Source organism: Aquabacterium sp. T101 (genome assembly GCF_057219775.1).
In genome coordinates this window covers 78,007-92,237 of sequence record NZ_JBXVVZ010000002.1, presented here as the reverse complement: position 1 = coordinate 92,237, position 14,231 = coordinate 78,007, and the positions used below count along the sequence as shown (strand labels likewise).

General features: G+C 72.3%; 16 protein-coding genes and 1 pseudogene. 14 read left to right on the top strand and 3 right to left on the bottom strand.

Translation table 11 applies throughout. From position 1 onward, the window contains the following. Nucleotides 1-23 precede the first annotated feature (23 nt). Nucleotides 24-689, bottom strand: coding sequence for a TetR/AcrR family transcriptional regulator (locus tag AC2EAQ_RS07540; RefSeq protein WP_484641476.1), 666 nt, complete (start codon nt 687-689; stop codon nt 24-26). Between the two features lie 36 nt (nt 690-725). Here AC2EAQ_RS07540 and AC2EAQ_RS07535 point away from each other — a divergent pair, with 36 nt between their 5' ends. Genes AC2EAQ_RS07535 through AC2EAQ_RS07525 form a run of 3 tightly spaced genes read left to right on the top strand, consistent with a single transcriptional unit; the run spans nt 726 to nt 3,030 of the window. After that, on the top strand, nt 726-1,646 hold the full coding sequence (locus AC2EAQ_RS07535; protein WP_484641472.1) for an ABC transporter ATP-binding protein: 921 nt from the start codon (nt 726-728) through the stop codon (nt 1,644-1,646). Next, a complete protein-coding gene (locus tag AC2EAQ_RS07530) occupies nt 1,643-2,404 on the top strand; it encodes an ABC transporter permease (RefSeq protein ID WP_484641468.1) in 762 nt (253 codons plus the stop codon). Before AC2EAQ_RS07535 ends, AC2EAQ_RS07530 begins: the two co-directional genes overlap by 4 nt. A gap of 26 nt (nt 2,405-2,430) precedes the next feature. Continuing rightward, the gene (locus tag AC2EAQ_RS07525) at nt 2,431-3,030 is read left to right on the top strand and encodes an ATP-dependent Clp protease proteolytic subunit (RefSeq protein ID WP_484641464.1); all 600 of its coding nucleotides are present in this window, start codon (nt 2,431-2,433) and stop codon (nt 3,028-3,030) included. 18 nt (nt 3,031-3,048) lie between these two features. Here the strand turns inward: AC2EAQ_RS07525 and AC2EAQ_RS07520 are convergent, their stop codons facing one another. Beyond that, nucleotides 3,049-4,977 (bottom strand): M48 family metalloprotease, encoded by a 1,929-nt coding sequence (locus tag AC2EAQ_RS07520; RefSeq protein WP_484641460.1) that lies wholly within the window; start codon nt 4,975-4,977, stop codon nt 3,049-3,051. Nucleotides 4,978-5,009: 32 nt separating this feature from the next. Then, nucleotides 5,010-5,603 (bottom strand): LemA family protein, encoded by a 594-nt coding sequence (locus tag AC2EAQ_RS07515; RefSeq protein ID WP_484641458.1) that lies wholly within the window; start codon nt 5,601-5,603, stop codon nt 5,010-5,012. A 64-nt stretch (nt 5,604-5,667) separates the two neighbouring features. Between AC2EAQ_RS07515 and AC2EAQ_RS07510 the strand changes: the two genes are divergently transcribed. From AC2EAQ_RS07510 to rsmD, 11 genes and pseudogenes are all read left to right on the top strand, one after another. After that, nucleotides 5,668-5,967 (top strand): BolA family protein, encoded by a 300-nt coding sequence (locus AC2EAQ_RS07510; protein WP_484641453.1) that lies wholly within the window; start codon nt 5,668-5,670, stop codon nt 5,965-5,967. Between the two features lie 119 nt (nt 5,968-6,086). After that, the gene (gene murA / locus AC2EAQ_RS07505; RefSeq protein WP_484641450.1) at nt 6,087-7,352 is read left to right on the top strand and encodes a UDP-N-acetylglucosamine 1-carboxyvinyltransferase; all 1,266 of its coding nucleotides are present in this window, start codon (nt 6,087-6,089) and stop codon (nt 7,350-7,352) included. Beyond that, nucleotides 7,349-8,008, top strand: coding sequence for an ATP phosphoribosyltransferase (hisG, locus tag AC2EAQ_RS07500; RefSeq protein WP_484641448.1), 660 nt, complete (start codon nt 7,349-7,351; stop codon nt 8,006-8,008). Before murA ends, hisG begins: the two co-directional genes overlap by 4 nt. Continuing rightward, nucleotides 8,005-9,306: pseudogene (gene hisD / locus AC2EAQ_RS07495) on the top strand (histidinol dehydrogenase); the annotation flags it as partial. The gene hisG and the pseudogene hisD, both read left to right, overlap by 4 nt. 18 nt (nt 9,307-9,324) lie before the next feature. Next, entirely contained in the window at nt 9,325-9,795 is a 471-nt protein-coding gene (locus tag AC2EAQ_RS07490; protein ID WP_484642757.1) for a GNAT family N-acetyltransferase, read from the top strand. Nucleotides 9,796-9,798: 3 nt separating this feature from the next. Further along, nucleotides 9,799-10,881 carry a histidinol-phosphate transaminase gene (gene hisC / locus AC2EAQ_RS07485; RefSeq protein WP_484641444.1) on the top strand — a complete coding sequence of 361 codons (1,083 nt, stop codon included), beginning with the start codon at nt 9,799-9,801 and terminating at the stop codon, nt 10,879-10,881. After that, complete coding sequence (hisB, locus tag AC2EAQ_RS07480) at nt 10,881-11,471, top strand: imidazoleglycerol-phosphate dehydratase HisB (RefSeq protein WP_484641442.1); 591 nt, start codon at nt 10,881-10,883, stop codon at nt 11,469-11,471. Before hisC ends, hisB begins: the two co-directional genes overlap by 1 nt. 1 nt (nt 11,472) lies before the next feature. Then, nucleotides 11,473-12,123 (top strand): imidazole glycerol phosphate synthase subunit HisH, encoded by a 651-nt coding sequence (hisH, locus tag AC2EAQ_RS07475; protein WP_484641440.1) that lies wholly within the window; start codon nt 11,473-11,475, stop codon nt 12,121-12,123. Nucleotides 12,124-12,160: 37 nt separating this feature from the next. Then, the gene (gene hisA, locus AC2EAQ_RS07470) at nt 12,161-12,916 is read left to right on the top strand and encodes a 1-(5-phosphoribosyl)-5-[(5-phosphoribosylamino)methylideneamino]imidazole-4-carboxamide isomerase (protein WP_484641438.1); all 756 of its coding nucleotides are present in this window, start codon (nt 12,161-12,163) and stop codon (nt 12,914-12,916) included. Then, nucleotides 12,916-13,677 (top strand): imidazole glycerol phosphate synthase subunit HisF, encoded by a 762-nt coding sequence (gene hisF / locus AC2EAQ_RS07465; protein WP_484641436.1) that lies wholly within the window; start codon nt 12,916-12,918, stop codon nt 13,675-13,677. Before hisA ends, hisF begins: the two co-directional genes overlap by 1 nt. Beyond that, nucleotides 13,674-14,222, top strand: a complete 549-nt coding sequence (gene rsmD / locus AC2EAQ_RS07460) for a 16S rRNA (guanine(966)-N(2))-methyltransferase RsmD (RefSeq protein WP_484641434.1) — start codon at nt 13,674-13,676, stop codon at nt 14,220-14,222. The genes hisF and rsmD overlap by 4 nt, the downstream gene beginning before the upstream one ends. The last annotated feature ends 9 nt before the right edge of the window (nt 14,223-14,231 follow it).

Below are 14,231 nucleotides of genomic sequence, written 5' to 3'. Positions count from 1 at the left end.
CCTGATCGTTGTGGGGGTGTCGACTAGTGGCGGTAGGGCGCCACCAGCGAGTGCAGGTGGTCGCGTGCGGCCGGCTCGATGTAGGGCATCAGCAGGCTGAGCACATGGTAGGCGCCGCGCGCCAGCGCCGGGCTCGCGGTCTCGGGCTCCAGGGCGCGGCGCGGGTCGCGCACGTATTCGTAGCTGAGCCAGTAGGTCAGCACCACCACCATGGCGGTGGCCACCGGCTCGGCTTCGCGGGCGTCGATCTTCACCGCCGCGCCACGGGCCAGGCCGCCCAGCACCGACTGCACCGCGCGGCCCTTGGCGCGCAGGATGTGCTGGAACTGGGTCTCCAGGTGCCGGTTCTTCGACAGCAGGTCGTTCAGGTCGCGGTACAGGAAGCGGTACTGCCACAGCGTCTCGAACAGCATGTGGAAGAACAGCCATGCGTCCTCCACGTTGCGCACGTTGTCGGCGGCCAGCAGGATCTCCGCCAGCGCCTTCTCGTAGCGGCCGAACAGGCCGTTGATCAGCTCGTCCTTGGCCGGGTAGTGGTAGTACAGGTTGCCCGGGCTGATCTTCAGCTCGGCCGAGATCAGGGTGGTGCTGACGTTGGGCTCGCCGAAGCGGTTGAACAGCTCGAGCGTCACGTCCAGGATGCGCTCGGCAGTGCGGCGGGGCTTCTTCTTGGGCTCGGCAGCGGGCATGAACGTCATTCTTGCACCAACCTAGAATGCGCCGCCATGCCCGCCGTCGAGTTCGATCAGGTCGCCAAGACCTATGCAGGCGCGCGCGGTACGGTGCGCGCGCTCGACGGCGTGTCCTTCGCCATCGACGAGGGCGAGTTCTTCGGCCTGCTCGGGCCCAACGGCGCCGGCAAGACCACGCTGATCTCGGTGCTGGCCGGCCTGACCCGGGCCAGCGCCGGCCGGGTGACCGTGATGGGCCACGACGTGGTGGCCGACTACGCCGCCGCCCGCAAGGCGCTCGGCGTGGTGCCGCAGGAACTGGTCTTCGACCCCTTCTTCTCGGTGCGCGAGTGCCTGCGCATCCAGTCGGGCTACTTCGGCCTGCGCCGCAACGACGCCTGGATCGACGAACTGCTGGCCGGCCTGGGGCTGGCCGACAAGGCCGACGCCAACATGCGCGCGCTGTCCGGCGGCATGAAGCGGCGCGTGCTGGTGGCCCAGGCCCTGGTGCACAAGCCGCCGGTGATCGTGCTGGACGAGCCCACGGCCGGGGTGGACGTCGAGCTGCGGCAGACGCTGTGGCAGTTCGTGGCGACGCTGAACAGGCAGGGGCACACGGTGCTGCTGACCACGCACTACCTGGAGGAGGCGGAAGCCCTGTGCGGCCGCATCGCCATGCTCAAGCAGGGCCGCGTGGTGGCGCTGGACCGCACCGCCAACCTGCTGGCCGGCACCTCGCACCAGATGCTGCGCTTCAAGACCGATGACGCGCTGCCGCCCGGGCTGGCGGGCGTTGCCCGCGTCACCGGCCGCATCGCCCAGGTGCGTGCCGCCGACGCGGCGCAGGTCGAGTCGGTGCTGGCGCGCCTGCGCGAGGCCGGCGTGCGGGTGGAGGACCTGGAGATCGGCCGCGCCGACCTGGAGGACGTGTTCCTCGAGATCATGCAGGGCGCACCGGCCGGGGGAGGCGCATGAGGCTCGAGGGCGCGCGCACGCTGTTCCTGAAGGAGGTGCTGCGGTTCTGGAAGGTGAGCTTCCAGACCGTGGCCGCGCCGGTGCTCACCGCCGTGCTGTACCTGCTGATCTTCGGCCATGTGCTGGAGGACCATGTCCAGGTGTTCGACGGCGTGGGCTACACCAGCTTCCTGGTGCCGGGCCTGGTGATGATGAGCGTGCTGCAGAACTCGTTCGCCAACAGTTCCAGCTCGCTGATCCAGAGCAAGATCACCGGCAACCTGGTGTTCCTGCTGCTCACGCCGCTGTCGCACTGGGCCTGGTTCGCGGCCTACGTCGGGGCCAGCGTGGTGCGCGGGCTCACGGTGGGCGCCGGCGTGTTCCTGGTCACGGTGTGGTTCGCCCCGCCGCAGTTCGCCCAGCCGTGGTGGATCGTCGTGTTCGCGACGCTGGGCGCGGGCATGCTCGGCGCCCTGGGGCTGATCGCCGGCCTGTGGGCGGAGAAGTTCGACCAGATGGCGGCTTTCCAGAACTTCATCATCATGCCGATGACCTTCCTGTCCGGCGTGTTCTATTCGGTGCACTCGCTGCCGGCGTTCTGGCAGGCGCTGTCGCACCTGAACCCGTTCTTCTACATGATCGACGGCTTCCGCCGCGGCTTCTTCGGCGCGAGCGACGTGTCGCCGTGGCTGTCGCTGGCGGTGGTGGGCACGAGCTTCGTGCTGGTGTCGGCGGTGGCGCTGCGCCTGCTGGCCGTCGGCTACAAAATCCGCAGCTGATCCCCGCTGCTTCCAGGAGACTGTCCATGACCCGCCCCGCCCGTTCCTCCGGCGACAAGACCGATGCCAAGCCCGACCGCGACGGCAGCCTGGCCGAGCAGCTGGCCTTCAAGTCGCGCTTCGTGATGGTGTTCGGCGAGATCGACGACCGCATGGCGCGCCTGACCTGCGAGCGCCTCATCGCGCTGTCGCAGGAGTCCGACGCGCCGATCCAGATGCTGATCTCGTCGCCCGGCGGGCACGTGGAGTCCGGCGACGCCATCCACGACATGATCCGCTTCGTGCGCGCGCCGGTCACCACCATCGGCAGCGGCTGGGTGGCCAGCGCCGGCACGCACATCTTCCTGGCGGCGCCCAAGGCGCGCCGGGTCTGCCTGCCCAACACGCGGTTCATGATCCACCAGCCGTCCGGCGGCGCGGGTGGCCGGGCGTCGGACATCGCGATCCAGGCCCAGGAGATCATCAAGATGCGCGAACGCATCGCGCGCGTCATCGCCCAGGAAACCGGCCAGAAGCTGGAGCGCGTGATGACCGACATCGACCGCGACCACTGGATGAGCGCGGCCGAGGCGATCGACTACGGCCTGGTGTCGCGCGTCATCGAGCGCCAGACCGACCTTGGCTGAGTCGTCCGGCCGGCGCGGCTAGCGCTGCAGGGCCGGTGGCACGGGCACCTGCAGGGCCTGGCAGGCCAACTGCAGGGCGTCCACCGTCTCGACCCGCTCGAGCATCCCCAGGCCGTCCGCGGCCTCGACCCAGGTGCGCAGCAGCAGCGGCCGCTGCATGGGCGACAGCCGCCGCACTCTCAGGGCCGGCAGCAGCGGCCGGCGCGAACTGACACTCGGCGCCAGCCCCGCGGCCGGGCCGCGCGGCGGCGGCAGGTCGAAAGCCTGCAGCCCCTGCAGCACGCGGGCGCGCCAGGCCCGCTGCCCGTCGTCGGACGCGCCCAGGCAAGGCGCCAGGGCCTCGGTGGCCGCATGGACCGACGCCGACAGGGCGGCCAGCGTGGCACGGGCGGGGCGGTCGTGGCGCGGGCCGAGGGCATGACGCAGCACCAGCGCGCGCCAGACCCGCGCCGGCTGTTGCCGGGCCGGCCCTTCCATCGCACGCCAGCGCGCCACCCACCCTTGCCAGAGCTGGCGCCGCGCGGGCGGTGCCGCGGCGGCCGCCCGAGCGGCCAGGTCCTCGAACACCTGCCGTCGCGCCACCGGGCCGAGCGCGTCCACCTCGGCGCGCACGGCGGCGGCGACGCCCAGGTCGGCCGTGGCCGCCTGCCAGGCGCGCCAGCGCCCGGCCGCGTCGGGCGACGCGTCGCCGGCCACGCCCAGCGCCAGCATCGCCGCCTGCCATTCGCCCGGGCCGTGCCAGCGACCGATGCGGTCGATCGCCTCCTGTTCGCGCGCCGGCGCCTCCTGCAACGCCGTGCGCTGCAGCGGGTCGTGCGCATGGGCGTCCGGCTCGGCCGCGCCCGCGGCCCAGGGCCGCGGCGGCTCGCCGCCATCGGCCATGCGCGACACCGCCAGCGCCGGGGCCGCCTCGGGCTCGGGCAGGTCCATCGGCACCGGGTCGGCGGTCAGGATCAGCTCGTCGTCCGTCAGCGGGTGGCCGTACAGCCGCGTCAGCCGGTCGGACAGCGAGGGGTGGGTGGCCAGCCAGGTGCGCCAGCTGCCGCGCGAGCGGGCGTCGCCGGACAGCAGCAGGTGCGCCAGGCTGGCGGCGTGGGCGCTGGCCAGGCCGCGCACGCGGCGCGCCTGCTGGTCGGCGATCTTGCGAAGGGCGCCGCCGAGGCCGTCGACGTGGCGCGAGTACTTCACCGCCGACGCATCGGCCAGGAACTCGCGCTGTCGGCTCACGGCGGCCTGCAGCAGCCGGCCTGCCAGCCAGCCGAGCGAGCCCACCGCCATCAGCCCGAGCCCGAACAGGGCGCCGGCGTGGCGCCGCCCGTGCTCGTCGGCGCTCCACATCGACACGCCCAGGCCCCAGATCATCTGCAGGCCCCACACCATGCCCACGAGGCGCATGTTCAGGCGCGTGTCGCCATGCACGATGTGGCTGAACTCGTGCGCCACCACGCCCTGCAACTCGGCCCGGGTCAGGCGTTCCAGGGCGCCGCGGGTCACCACGACGACCGCGTCGTCGGCGCCCCAGCCGGCGGCCAGGGCGTTGATCGCATCGTCGCGCGGCAGCACCCAGGCCTGCGGCGGCGGGCGCTGACCGCTGGCCAGCGCCATCTCCTGCACCACGTTGACGAAGCGCCGCTCGCGCCGGGCCGCCTCGTCGCCGCCGCTGGCATTGACCGGCCGCGCGCCGGCCAGCTCGGCCACGTGCGGCCCGCCCTTGCCCAGGCGCATCGACTCGATCCAGCAGCCGCCCAGCACGAACAGCAGCACCAGGGCCGTGTTGGTCTCGACGAACAGCCGCGGCAGGCCGCGCGCGAATGGCACGGTCAGGAAGTAGATGCCGGCCAGCACCAGGTTGACCGCCACCACCAGCCCGACGACGACGAGCACGAACAGCAGCAGCAGCTGGCGCGTGGACTGCTGGGCAGCCTCCTGGTGGCGCCGGAAGCGCATGGCGCGGGCAGGCGGCGTCTGGGCGACGCCCGTCAGAAGGCGACCTTGGGCACCTGACGCTCGACCTCGCTGGACGTGGCCTGCAGCATGGCGGCGGTCTTGAAGCCAAACAGGTCGGCGATCAGCACCGTGGGCACCTGCTGCGCCGCGTTGTTGTAGTCGAGCACCGAGTCGTTGAACGCCTGGCGCGCGAACGCGATGCGGTTCTCGGTGTGGTTCAGTTCTTCGGACAGGTCGCGCAGCGAGGCGTCGGCCTTGAGCTCGGGGTAGGCCTCGACCACGACCGCCAGCTTGGTCATCAGGCCGGCCAGGGCGTTCTCGGCGCCGGCGAGCGCGCCGATGCGCGCGGCGTCGGCCGGCTTCAGCGCGGCGGACTCGCTGGCGCTCTTGGCGCCGTTGCGCGCGGCGATCACGGCCTCGAGCGTGTCGCGCTCGTGCTGCACGTACTTGCGCGCCACCTCGACCAGGTTCGGGATCAGGTCGTAGCGGCGCTTGAGCTGCACGTCGATCTGGGCGAACGCGTTGCCGATCTCGTTGCGGTGGCGGACCAGCCGGTTGTAGGCCGACAGGATCCACAGGCCGATCACGGCCAGGACGACGAGGGTCACGATCTGGGTGAGGCTCATGGCGGCTCCCGGTAAGGCCTGACAGCGCGGGACTGTAGCCCGCGACACCTAGAATGGGGGCACCATGGCCGATCCCACCGCCGCAGACGTGCGAAATTTCATTGCCGCCGGGTTGCAGTGCGCGCATCTCGAGGTCGAGGGCGACGGCCGGCACTTCTTCGCCACCATCGTGGCGGCCGACTTCGAAGGCCGCTCGCGCGTGCAGCGCCACCAGCGCGTCTACGCGGCGCTGGGCGATAGAATGCGCGAGCAGATCCACGCGCTGTCGATGAAGACGCTCACCCCCGCCGAATGGAATGCCCAGCAAGGGGCAGGTCCGGCGGCGACCCCGGCGGCCCCCGCGGGCGCCCACCACCACCACTGAACCGCCCCGCGGCGCGCGCTGCGGGTGGCCCGGTGGCGCACGCCTGACAGCCCGCGCGCCCGCCAGGTCCCTCGCGGTGGACAGCGTCGCTCCAACACGACGCCAGACCGAGACACCTCATGGACAAGCTCCTCATCCGCGGCGGCCGCCGCCTCCAGGGCGACGTGGCGATTGCCGGCGCCAAGAACGCCGCCTTGCCGGAGCTTTGCGCCGCGCTGCTGACCGCCGAGCCGGTGGTGCTGGACAACGTGCCGCGCCTGCAGGACGTGGCGACGATGGCCAAGCTGCTGCGCCACATGGGCGTGGCGATCGAGCGGCCGGAGTCCGAGCCCGGCCGCATGACCCTCGACGCCGGCCGCATCGCGCAGGCCGAGGCGCCCTACGAACTGGTCAAGACCATGCGCGCGTCGATCCTGGTGCTCGGGCCGCTGCTGGCGCGCCTGGGGCAGGCCCGCGTCTCGCTGCCCGGCGGCTGCGCCATCGGCTCGCGCCCGGTGGACCAGCACATCAAGGGCCTGCAGGCCATGGGCGCGGAGATCACCGTCGAGCACGGCTACATCGTCGCGCGCGCCGACCGGCTGCGCGGCGCCCGCATCACCACCGACATGGTCACCGTGACCGGCACCGAGAACCTGCTGATGGCCGCGGCGCTGGCCGACGGCGAGACGGTGCTGGAGAACGCGGCGCAGGAACCCGAGGTGACCGACCTGGCCGAGCTGCTGATCGCCATGGGCGCGCGCATCGAGGGCCTGGGCACCGGGCGCCTGCGCATCCAGGGCGTGGCGGCGCTGCACGCGCCGGTTCGGCCGCACCGCATCATCCCCGACCGCATCGAGACCGGCACCTTCCTGTGCGCGGTGGCCGCCGCCGGCGGCGACGTGCGCCTGACCGGCACGCGCGCCGAACACCTCGACGCGGTGATCGACAAGCTGCGCGAGGCCGGCGCGCAGATCGAGGCCGGCGCCGACTGGATGCGCATCCGCATGGACGCCCGGCCGAAGGCGGTGGGCTTTCGCACCAGCGAGTACCCCGCGTTCCCGACCGACATGCAGGCTCAGCTGATGGCGGTGAACTGCGTGGCCGACGGCAGCGCCCGCATCACCGAGACGATCTTCGAGAACCGCTACATGCACGTCAACGAGCTGGTGCGCCTGGGCGCCCGCATCGAGGTCGACGGCCACACGGCCGTGGTGCACGGCGTGCCGCGGCTGTCCGGCGCCACCATCATGGCCACCGATCTGCGCGCGTCGGCCAGCCTGGTGATCGCCGGCCTGGTGGCCGAGGGCGAGACGCTGGTCGACCGCATCTACCACCTCGACCGCGGCTACGACCGGATGGAAGCCAAGCTGCGCGCGGTGGGCGCCGACATCGAGAGGGTGTCGTGAGTGCCGGACTGACGCTGGCCCTGTCCAAGGGCCGCATCTTCGACGAGACCCTGCCGCTGCTGGAGCGCGCCGGCATCCGCGTGCTCGACGACCCGGAGACCTCGCGCAAGCTGATCCTGGCCACCAACCGCGCCGACGTGCGGGTGGTGCTGGTGCGCGCGAGCGACGTGCCGACCTACGTGCAGTACGGCGGCGCCGACCTCGGCGTGGCGGGCTCGGACGTGCTGCTCGAGACCCCGGGCGACGGCCTGTACCGGCCGCTGGACCTGCGCATCGCGCGCTGCCGCATGAGCGTGGCGGTGCGCGCCGACTTCGACTACGCCAGCGCGGTGCGCCAGGGCTCGCGCATCCGCGTGGCCACCAAGTACACCGCCACCGCGCGCCAGCACTTCGCCGACAAGGGCGTGCACGTGGACCTGATCAAGCTCTATGGCTCGATGGAGCTGGCGCCGCTGACGGGCCTGGCCGACGCCATCGTCGACCTCGTGTCCTCGGGCGGCACGCTCAAGGCCAACGGCCTGGTCGAGGTGGAGCGGATCGCCGACGTGTCCTCGCGCCTGGTGGTCAACCAGGCCGCGCTCAAGCTCAAGCGCGACGCGATGCGGCCGCTGATCGAGGCCCTGGAGGCCGCCGTGCAGGCAGGGGCGGCGGCATGAGCCTCGTGCGCCGCCTCGACACGGCGGACGCCGACTTCGAGGCGCAGTTCGCGCGCGTGCTGCACTGGTCGGCCGACACCGACGCGCAGATCGAGCAGCGCGTGGTGCAGATCGTGGCCGACGTGCGCGAACGCGGCGACGCCGCCGTGCTCGACGCGACGCGCCGCTTCGACCGGCTGGACGTGCCCGGCGTGGGCGCGCTCGAGCTCGGCGCCGACGCCCTGCGCGCGGCCTTCGAGTCGCTGCCCGAGACGCAGCGGCGCGCGCTGGAGGCTGCCGCGGAGCGGGTGCGCGACTACCACGTGCGCCAGCTCGACGCGGCCTGCCGCAGCTGGGCCTACCGCGACGCCGACGGCACGCTGCTGGGGCAGAAGGTCACCCCGCTGGACCGCGTCGGCGTCTACGTGCCCGGCGGCAAGGCGGCCTATCCGTCGTCGGTGCTGATGAACGTGATCCCGGCCCGCGTGGCCGGCGTCGGCGAGGTGGTGATGGTGGTGCCCACGCCCGGCGGCGAGCGCAACCCGCTGGTGCTGGCGGCCGCGCACGTGGCCGGGGTGGACCGCGCCTTCGCCATCGGCGGCGCGCAGGCCGTGGCGGCGCTGGCCTACGGCACGGCCACGGTGCCGCGCGTGGACAAGATCACCGGCCCGGGCAACGCCTACGTCGCCAGCGCCAAGAAGCACGTGTTCGGGCAGGTCGGCATCGACATGATCGCCGGGCCGAGCGAGATCCTGGTGCTGGCCGACGGCAGCACCGACCCGGACTGGGTGGCGATGGACCTGTTCAGCCAGGCCGAGCACGACGAGCTGGCGCAGAGCATCCTGCTGTGCCCGGACGCGGCCTACCTCGACGCCGTGGCGGCGTCGATCGAGCGCCTGCTGCCCACGCTGCCGCGACAGGACATCGTGCGCGCGTCGCTGGCCGGCCGCGGCGCGCTGATCCGCACGCGCTCGATGGAGCAGGCCTGCGAGATCAGCAACCGCATCGCGCCCGAGCACCTGGAAGTCTCCAGCGCCGACCCGCACCGCTGGGAGCCGCTGCTGCGCCACGCCGGCGCGATCTTCCTCGGCCGCTTCACCAGCGAGAGCCTGGGCGACTACTGCGCCGGGCCGAACCACGTGCTGCCCACGTCCGGCACGGCGCGCTTCTCGTCGCCGCTGGGCGTGTACGACTTCGTCAAGCGCACCAGCCTGATCGAGGTCAGCGCACGGGGCGCCGACACGCTGGGGCCGATCGCCTCCGAGCTGGCCTATGGCGAGGGCCTGCACGCGCACGCGCGGGCGGCCGAGCTGCGCGTCGGGGCCGGGGGCGGGGCCGTGGCGGCCACGCCCGCGGCCGACTTCCAGGTGCGGCCGGTCGCCAGCGACGACGTGCTGCCGCTGATCAAGCTCAAGCTGGCGCCCGAGCAGGAGCGTTTCGTCGCGCCCAACGCCGTGTCGCTGGCCCAGGCCGCCTACAAGCCGCCGGGCCGCCCTTTCGGCCTGTATGCGGGCACGGAGCCGGTGGGCTTCCTGCTGCTGTGGGACGCCCGCCGCGACCCCGAGGACACCGCCGACCAGCTCTACGTCTGGCGCCTGATGGTCGACGTGCGCCATCAGGGCCGCGGTCACGGCAAGGCCGCCATCCGGTGGACCATCGAGGAGGCGCGCCGGCTCGGCGTGGCCAGCGTCGGCCTGTCGCACGTGCCGGACAACCCGGTGGGCGCCTTCTACGAAAAGCTCGGCTTCCGCTATACCGGCAAGGACAACGACGGCGAGCTGGAAATGGTCCTGCCGCTCAAGCCCTGACCCATGACACCGCTCGACACCCGCATCGCCCGCACCATCCGCCAGGACGTCACCTCCAGCGCCGGCTACGCCATCCAGCCCAGCGCCGGCATGGTCAAGCTCGACGCGATGGAGAACCCCTTCGCGCTGCCGCCGGCGCTGCAGCGCGAGCTGGGCGAGCGCCTCGCGCGCGTGGCGCTGAACCGCTACCCGCTCGGCAAGGCCGACCTGGCGGCCGCGCTGGCGCAGCACTTCGAGGTGCCCTCGGGCTGCAAGGTCATCGTCGGCAATGGCTCGGACGAGCTGATCGACCTGCTGTCGGTGGCCTGCAACGTGCCCGGCGCCACGGTGCTGGCGCCGCTACCGGGCTTCGTGATGTACGAGATGTCGGCGCGGCTGCGCGGGCTGCGCTTCGTGGGCGTGCCGCTGACGCCGGCCTTCGGGCTCGACGAGCCGGCCATGCTGGCCGCGATCGAGGCGTCGCGCCCGGCGCTGACCTACATCGCCTACCCGAACAACCCCACCGGCAACCTGTTCGACGACGGCGCGATCGATCGCATCGTCGCGGCCGTGGGCGCCCAGGACGGCCTGGTGGTGTTCGACGAGGCCTACCAGCCGTTCGCGTCGCGCACCTGGATGCAGCGCATGGCGGCGCATCCGCACGTGCTGGTGATGCGCACGCTGAGCAAGTTCGGGCTGGCCGGCGTGCGCCTGGGCTACCTGGCCGGCCATGCCGCGCTGATCGAGCAGGTGGACAAGGTGAGCCCGCCCTACAACGTGAGCGCGCTCAACTGCGAGGCGGCGCTGTTCGCGCTGGAGCACGCCGAGGTGTTCGGCGAGCAGGCGGCCGTGCTGCGCGAACAGCGCGCCCGGCTCGCGCGCGAACTGGCGGCGCTGCCCGGCGTGACGGTGTTCCCGAGCGAGGCCAACATGCTGCTGGTGCGCGTGCCGGACTCGCGCCGTGCCTTCGAGGGCATGAAGGCGCGCCGCGTACTGGTCAAGCACATCGCCGGGCTGCACCCGCTGCTGGCCAACTGCCTGCGCCTGACCGTGGGCACCCCCGACGAGAACACCCTGATGATCGACGCCCTGAAAGCGAGCCTGTGATGACCCGCATCGCCGAAGTCCAGCGCAACACCAAGGAAACGCAGATCCGCGTGCGGGTCGACCTCGACGGCACCGGCGCCGCCACGCTGGCCACCGGGATCGGCTTCTTCGACCACATGCTCGACCAGATCGCCCGCCACGGCTTGATCGACCTGGAGGTGCAGGCGCAGGGCGACCTGCACATCGACGGCCACCACACGGTGGAGGACGTGGGCATCACCCTCGGCCAGGCGGTGGCCCGGGCCGTGGGCGACAAGGCCGGCATCACCCGCTACGGCCATGCCTACGTGCCGCTGGACGAGGCGCTGTCGCGCGTGGTGGTGGACTTCTCAGGCCGGCCCGGCCTGCACATGCGCGTGCCGTTCAAGGCCGGCATGGTCGGCGGCTTCGACACCCAGCTCGCCTACGAGTTCTTCCAGGGCTTCTCCAACCACGCCGGGGTGACGCTGCACATCGACAACCTGTTCGGCGACAACGCGCACCACCAGTGCGAGACGGTGTTCAAGGCCTTCGCGCGCGCGCTGCGCATGGCGCTCGCACCCGACCCGCGCAGCGCCGGCGTCGTGCCGTCCACCAAGGGAACGCTCTGACGTGAGCCGCACCGTCGCCGTCGTCGACTACGGCATGGGCAACCTGCGCTCGGTGTCGCAGGCGGTGGCCCATGCGGCCCTGGCCTCGGACGACGTCCGCGTGATCGTTACCGGCAACCCCGAGGAGGTGCTGCTGGCCGAGCGCGTGGTGCTGCCAGGGCAGGGCGCCATGCGCGACTGCATGCGCGAGCTGCGCGAGTCCGGCCTGCAGGAGGCGGTGCTGGAGGCGCTGCGCACCAAACCGGTGATGGGTGTGTGCGTGGGCATGCAGATGCTGCTCGACCACAGCGAGGAGCAGGACACGCCGGGCCTGGGCGTGATCCCCGGCCGCGTGCGGCGCTTCCGGCTCGAGGGGCGCCAGCAGGGCGACGGCAGCCGCTACAAGGTGCCGCAGATGGGCTGGAACCGCGTGCAGCAGGCGCAGCCCCATCCGGTCTGGCAGGGGGTGCCCGACGGGGCGTGGTTCTACTTCGTGCACAGCTACTATGCCGAGCCGTCGGAGCCGCGCCACAGCACGGGCATCACCGACTACGGGCATCGCTTCACATCGGCGGTGGCGCGCGATAACATTTTTGCCACCCAGTTCCACCCCGAGAAGAGCGCCGCCGACGGCCTGAAGCTGTACCGCAACTTCCTTCACTGGAAGCCCTAGCGCTCATGCAACCCACGCACTCGGTGCCATCCGAACCATGCTGCTGATCCCGGCCATCGACCTGAAGGACGGACACTGCGTGCGCCTCGAGCAGGGCGACATGAAGGCCGTCACCACCTTCTCCGAGAACCCCGCCGCGATGGCGCGGCGCTGGCTCGACGCCGGCGCGCGGCGCCTGCACCTGGTGGACCTCAACGGTGCCTTCGCCGGCAAGCCGGTCAACGAGGGCGCGGTCAAGGCGATCCTGCGCGAGGTGGGCGACAGCATCCCGGTGCAGCTCGGCGGCGGCATCCGCGACCTCGACACCATCGAGCGCTATCTCGACGACGGCATCAGCTACGTCGTCATCGGCACCGCGGCGGTCAAGAACCCCGGCTTCATGAAGGACGCCTGCAGCGCCTTCGGCGGCCACATCATCGTGGGCCTGGACGCCAAGGACGGCAAGGTGGCCACCGACGGCTGGAGCAAGCTCACCGGCCACGAGGTGGCCGACCTCGCCCGCAAGTTCGAGGACTACGGCGTCGAGGCCGTGATCTACACCGACATCGGCCGCGACGGCATGCTCACCGGCATCAACGTCGACGCCACCGTCAGGCTGGCGCAGGCGCTGTCGATCCCGGTCATCGCCTCCGGCGGGCTGGCCGGCATGCCCGACATCGAGAAGCTGTGCGCCGTCGAGTCCGAGGGCGTGGGCGGCGTGATCTGCGGTCGCGCCATCTATACCGGCGCGCTCGACTTCGCCGCCGCGCAGCAGCGTGCCGACGCGCTGAACGGCGAATCGTCGGGCGTCTAGTGCTCGCCAAGCGCATCATCCCCTGCCTGGACGTCACCGGCGGTCGGGTCGTCAAGGGCGTCAACTTCGTCGAGCTGCGCGACGCCGGCGACCCCGTGGAGATCGCCGCGCGCTACAACGAGCAGGGCGCCGACGAGCTGACCTTCCTCGACATCACCGCCACCAGCGACGCGCGCGACCTGATCCTGCCGATCATCGAGGCCGTGGCCTCGCAGGTGTTCATCCCGCTCACCGTCGGCGGTGGCGTGCGCACGGTGGCCGACGTGCGCCGCCTGCTCAACGCCGGGGCCGACAAGGTGAGCTTCAACTCCGCTGCGGTCGCCGACCCCGACGTGATCCGCGCGGCCAGCGACCGCTACGGCGCGCAATGCATCGTGGTGGCCATCGACGCCAAGCGCCAGCCCGGCGGCGGCTGGCACGTCTACACCCACGGCGGGCGCAAGGACACCGGCCTGGACGCCGTGGACTGGGCGCGCCGGATGGCCGCGCAGGGCGCCGGCGAGATCCTGCTCACCAGCATGGACCGCGACGGCACCCGAGCCGGCTTCGACCTCGAACTCACGCGCGCCGTGGCCGACGCGGTGGACGTGCCGGTGATCGCCTCCGGTGGCGTGGGCACGCTCGAGCACCTGGCCGACGGCATCACCGTCGGGGGCGCCGACGCCGTGCTGGCGGCCAGCATCTTCCATTACGGTCAGCACACCGTGGCCGAGGCCAAGGCGCTGATGGCCGCGCGCGGCATCCCGGTGCGCACCGGATGAAGCACGAGGTCCGCATCGTCGGCGGACACTGGAAGCGATCGAAGCTGGCGGTGCCCGACCGCCCCGGCCTGCGGCCCACGCCGGACCGCGTGCGCGAGACCCTGTTCAACTGGCTCGGCCAGGACCTGACCGGCTGGCGCGTGCTCGACGCGTTCGCCGGCAGCGGGGCGCTCGGCTTTGAGGCAGCCTCGCGCGGTGCCGCGCCGGTGGTGCTCCTGGAGCGCGACGCCGAGCTGGTGCGCGGGCTCGAGGCCGCCCGGACCCGGCTCGACGCCCGGGCGGTCGAGGTCCACCGGGCCGACGCGCCGGGCTGGATGGCCGCCGCCGCCGGCCTGCCGGGGCGCTTCGATCTCGTGCTGCTGGACCCCCCCTTCGACGCCGGCCTGCACGCCCCGGCACTGGCCGCGGCGCTGCCGCTGCTGGCGCCCGGCGGCTGGCTCTACCTGGAGGCCGGGCAGGCCTGGGAGCCACCGGCCGGGCTGCACGCCCATCGCCAGCTCAGGGCCGGCGCGGTGCACGCCCACCTGTGGCGCCGCGACGCCTAAACTCCGGGC

Coding starts and splice junctions, on each gene's coding strand:
- AC2EAQ_RS07540 (WP_484641476.1), bottom strand. CDS start 689: ATGCCCGCTGCCGAGCCCAAGAAGAAGCCCCGCCGCACTGCCGAGCGC.
- AC2EAQ_RS07535 (WP_484641472.1), top strand. CDS start 726: ATGCCCGCCGTCGAGTTCGATCAGGTCGCCAAGACCTATGCAGGCGCG.
- AC2EAQ_RS07530 (WP_484641468.1), top strand. CDS start 1,643: ATGAGGCTCGAGGGCGCGCGCACGCTGTTCCTGAAGGAGGTGCTGCGG.
- AC2EAQ_RS07525 (WP_484641464.1), top strand. CDS start 2,431: ATGACCCGCCCCGCCCGTTCCTCCGGCGACAAGACCGATGCCAAGCCC.
- AC2EAQ_RS07520 (WP_484641460.1), bottom strand. CDS start 4,977: ATGCGCTTCCGGCGCCACCAGGAGGCTGCCCAGCAGTCCACGCGCCAG.
- AC2EAQ_RS07515 (WP_484641458.1), bottom strand. CDS start 5,603: ATGAGCCTCACCCAGATCGTGACCCTCGTCGTCCTGGCCGTGATCGGC.
- AC2EAQ_RS07510 (WP_484641453.1), top strand. CDS start 5,668: ATGGCCGATCCCACCGCCGCAGACGTGCGAAATTTCATTGCCGCCGGG.
- murA (WP_484641450.1), top strand. CDS start 6,087: ATGGACAAGCTCCTCATCCGCGGCGGCCGCCGCCTCCAGGGCGACGTG.
- hisC (WP_484641444.1), top strand. CDS start 9,799: ATGACACCGCTCGACACCCGCATCGCCCGCACCATCCGCCAGGACGTC.
- hisB (WP_484641442.1), top strand. CDS start 10,881: ATGACCCGCATCGCCGAAGTCCAGCGCAACACCAAGGAAACGCAGATC.
- hisA (WP_484641438.1), top strand. CDS start 12,161: ATGCTGCTGATCCCGGCCATCGACCTGAAGGACGGACACTGCGTGCGC.
- rsmD (WP_484641434.1), top strand. CDS start 13,674: ATGAAGCACGAGGTCCGCATCGTCGGCGGACACTGGAAGCGATCGAAG.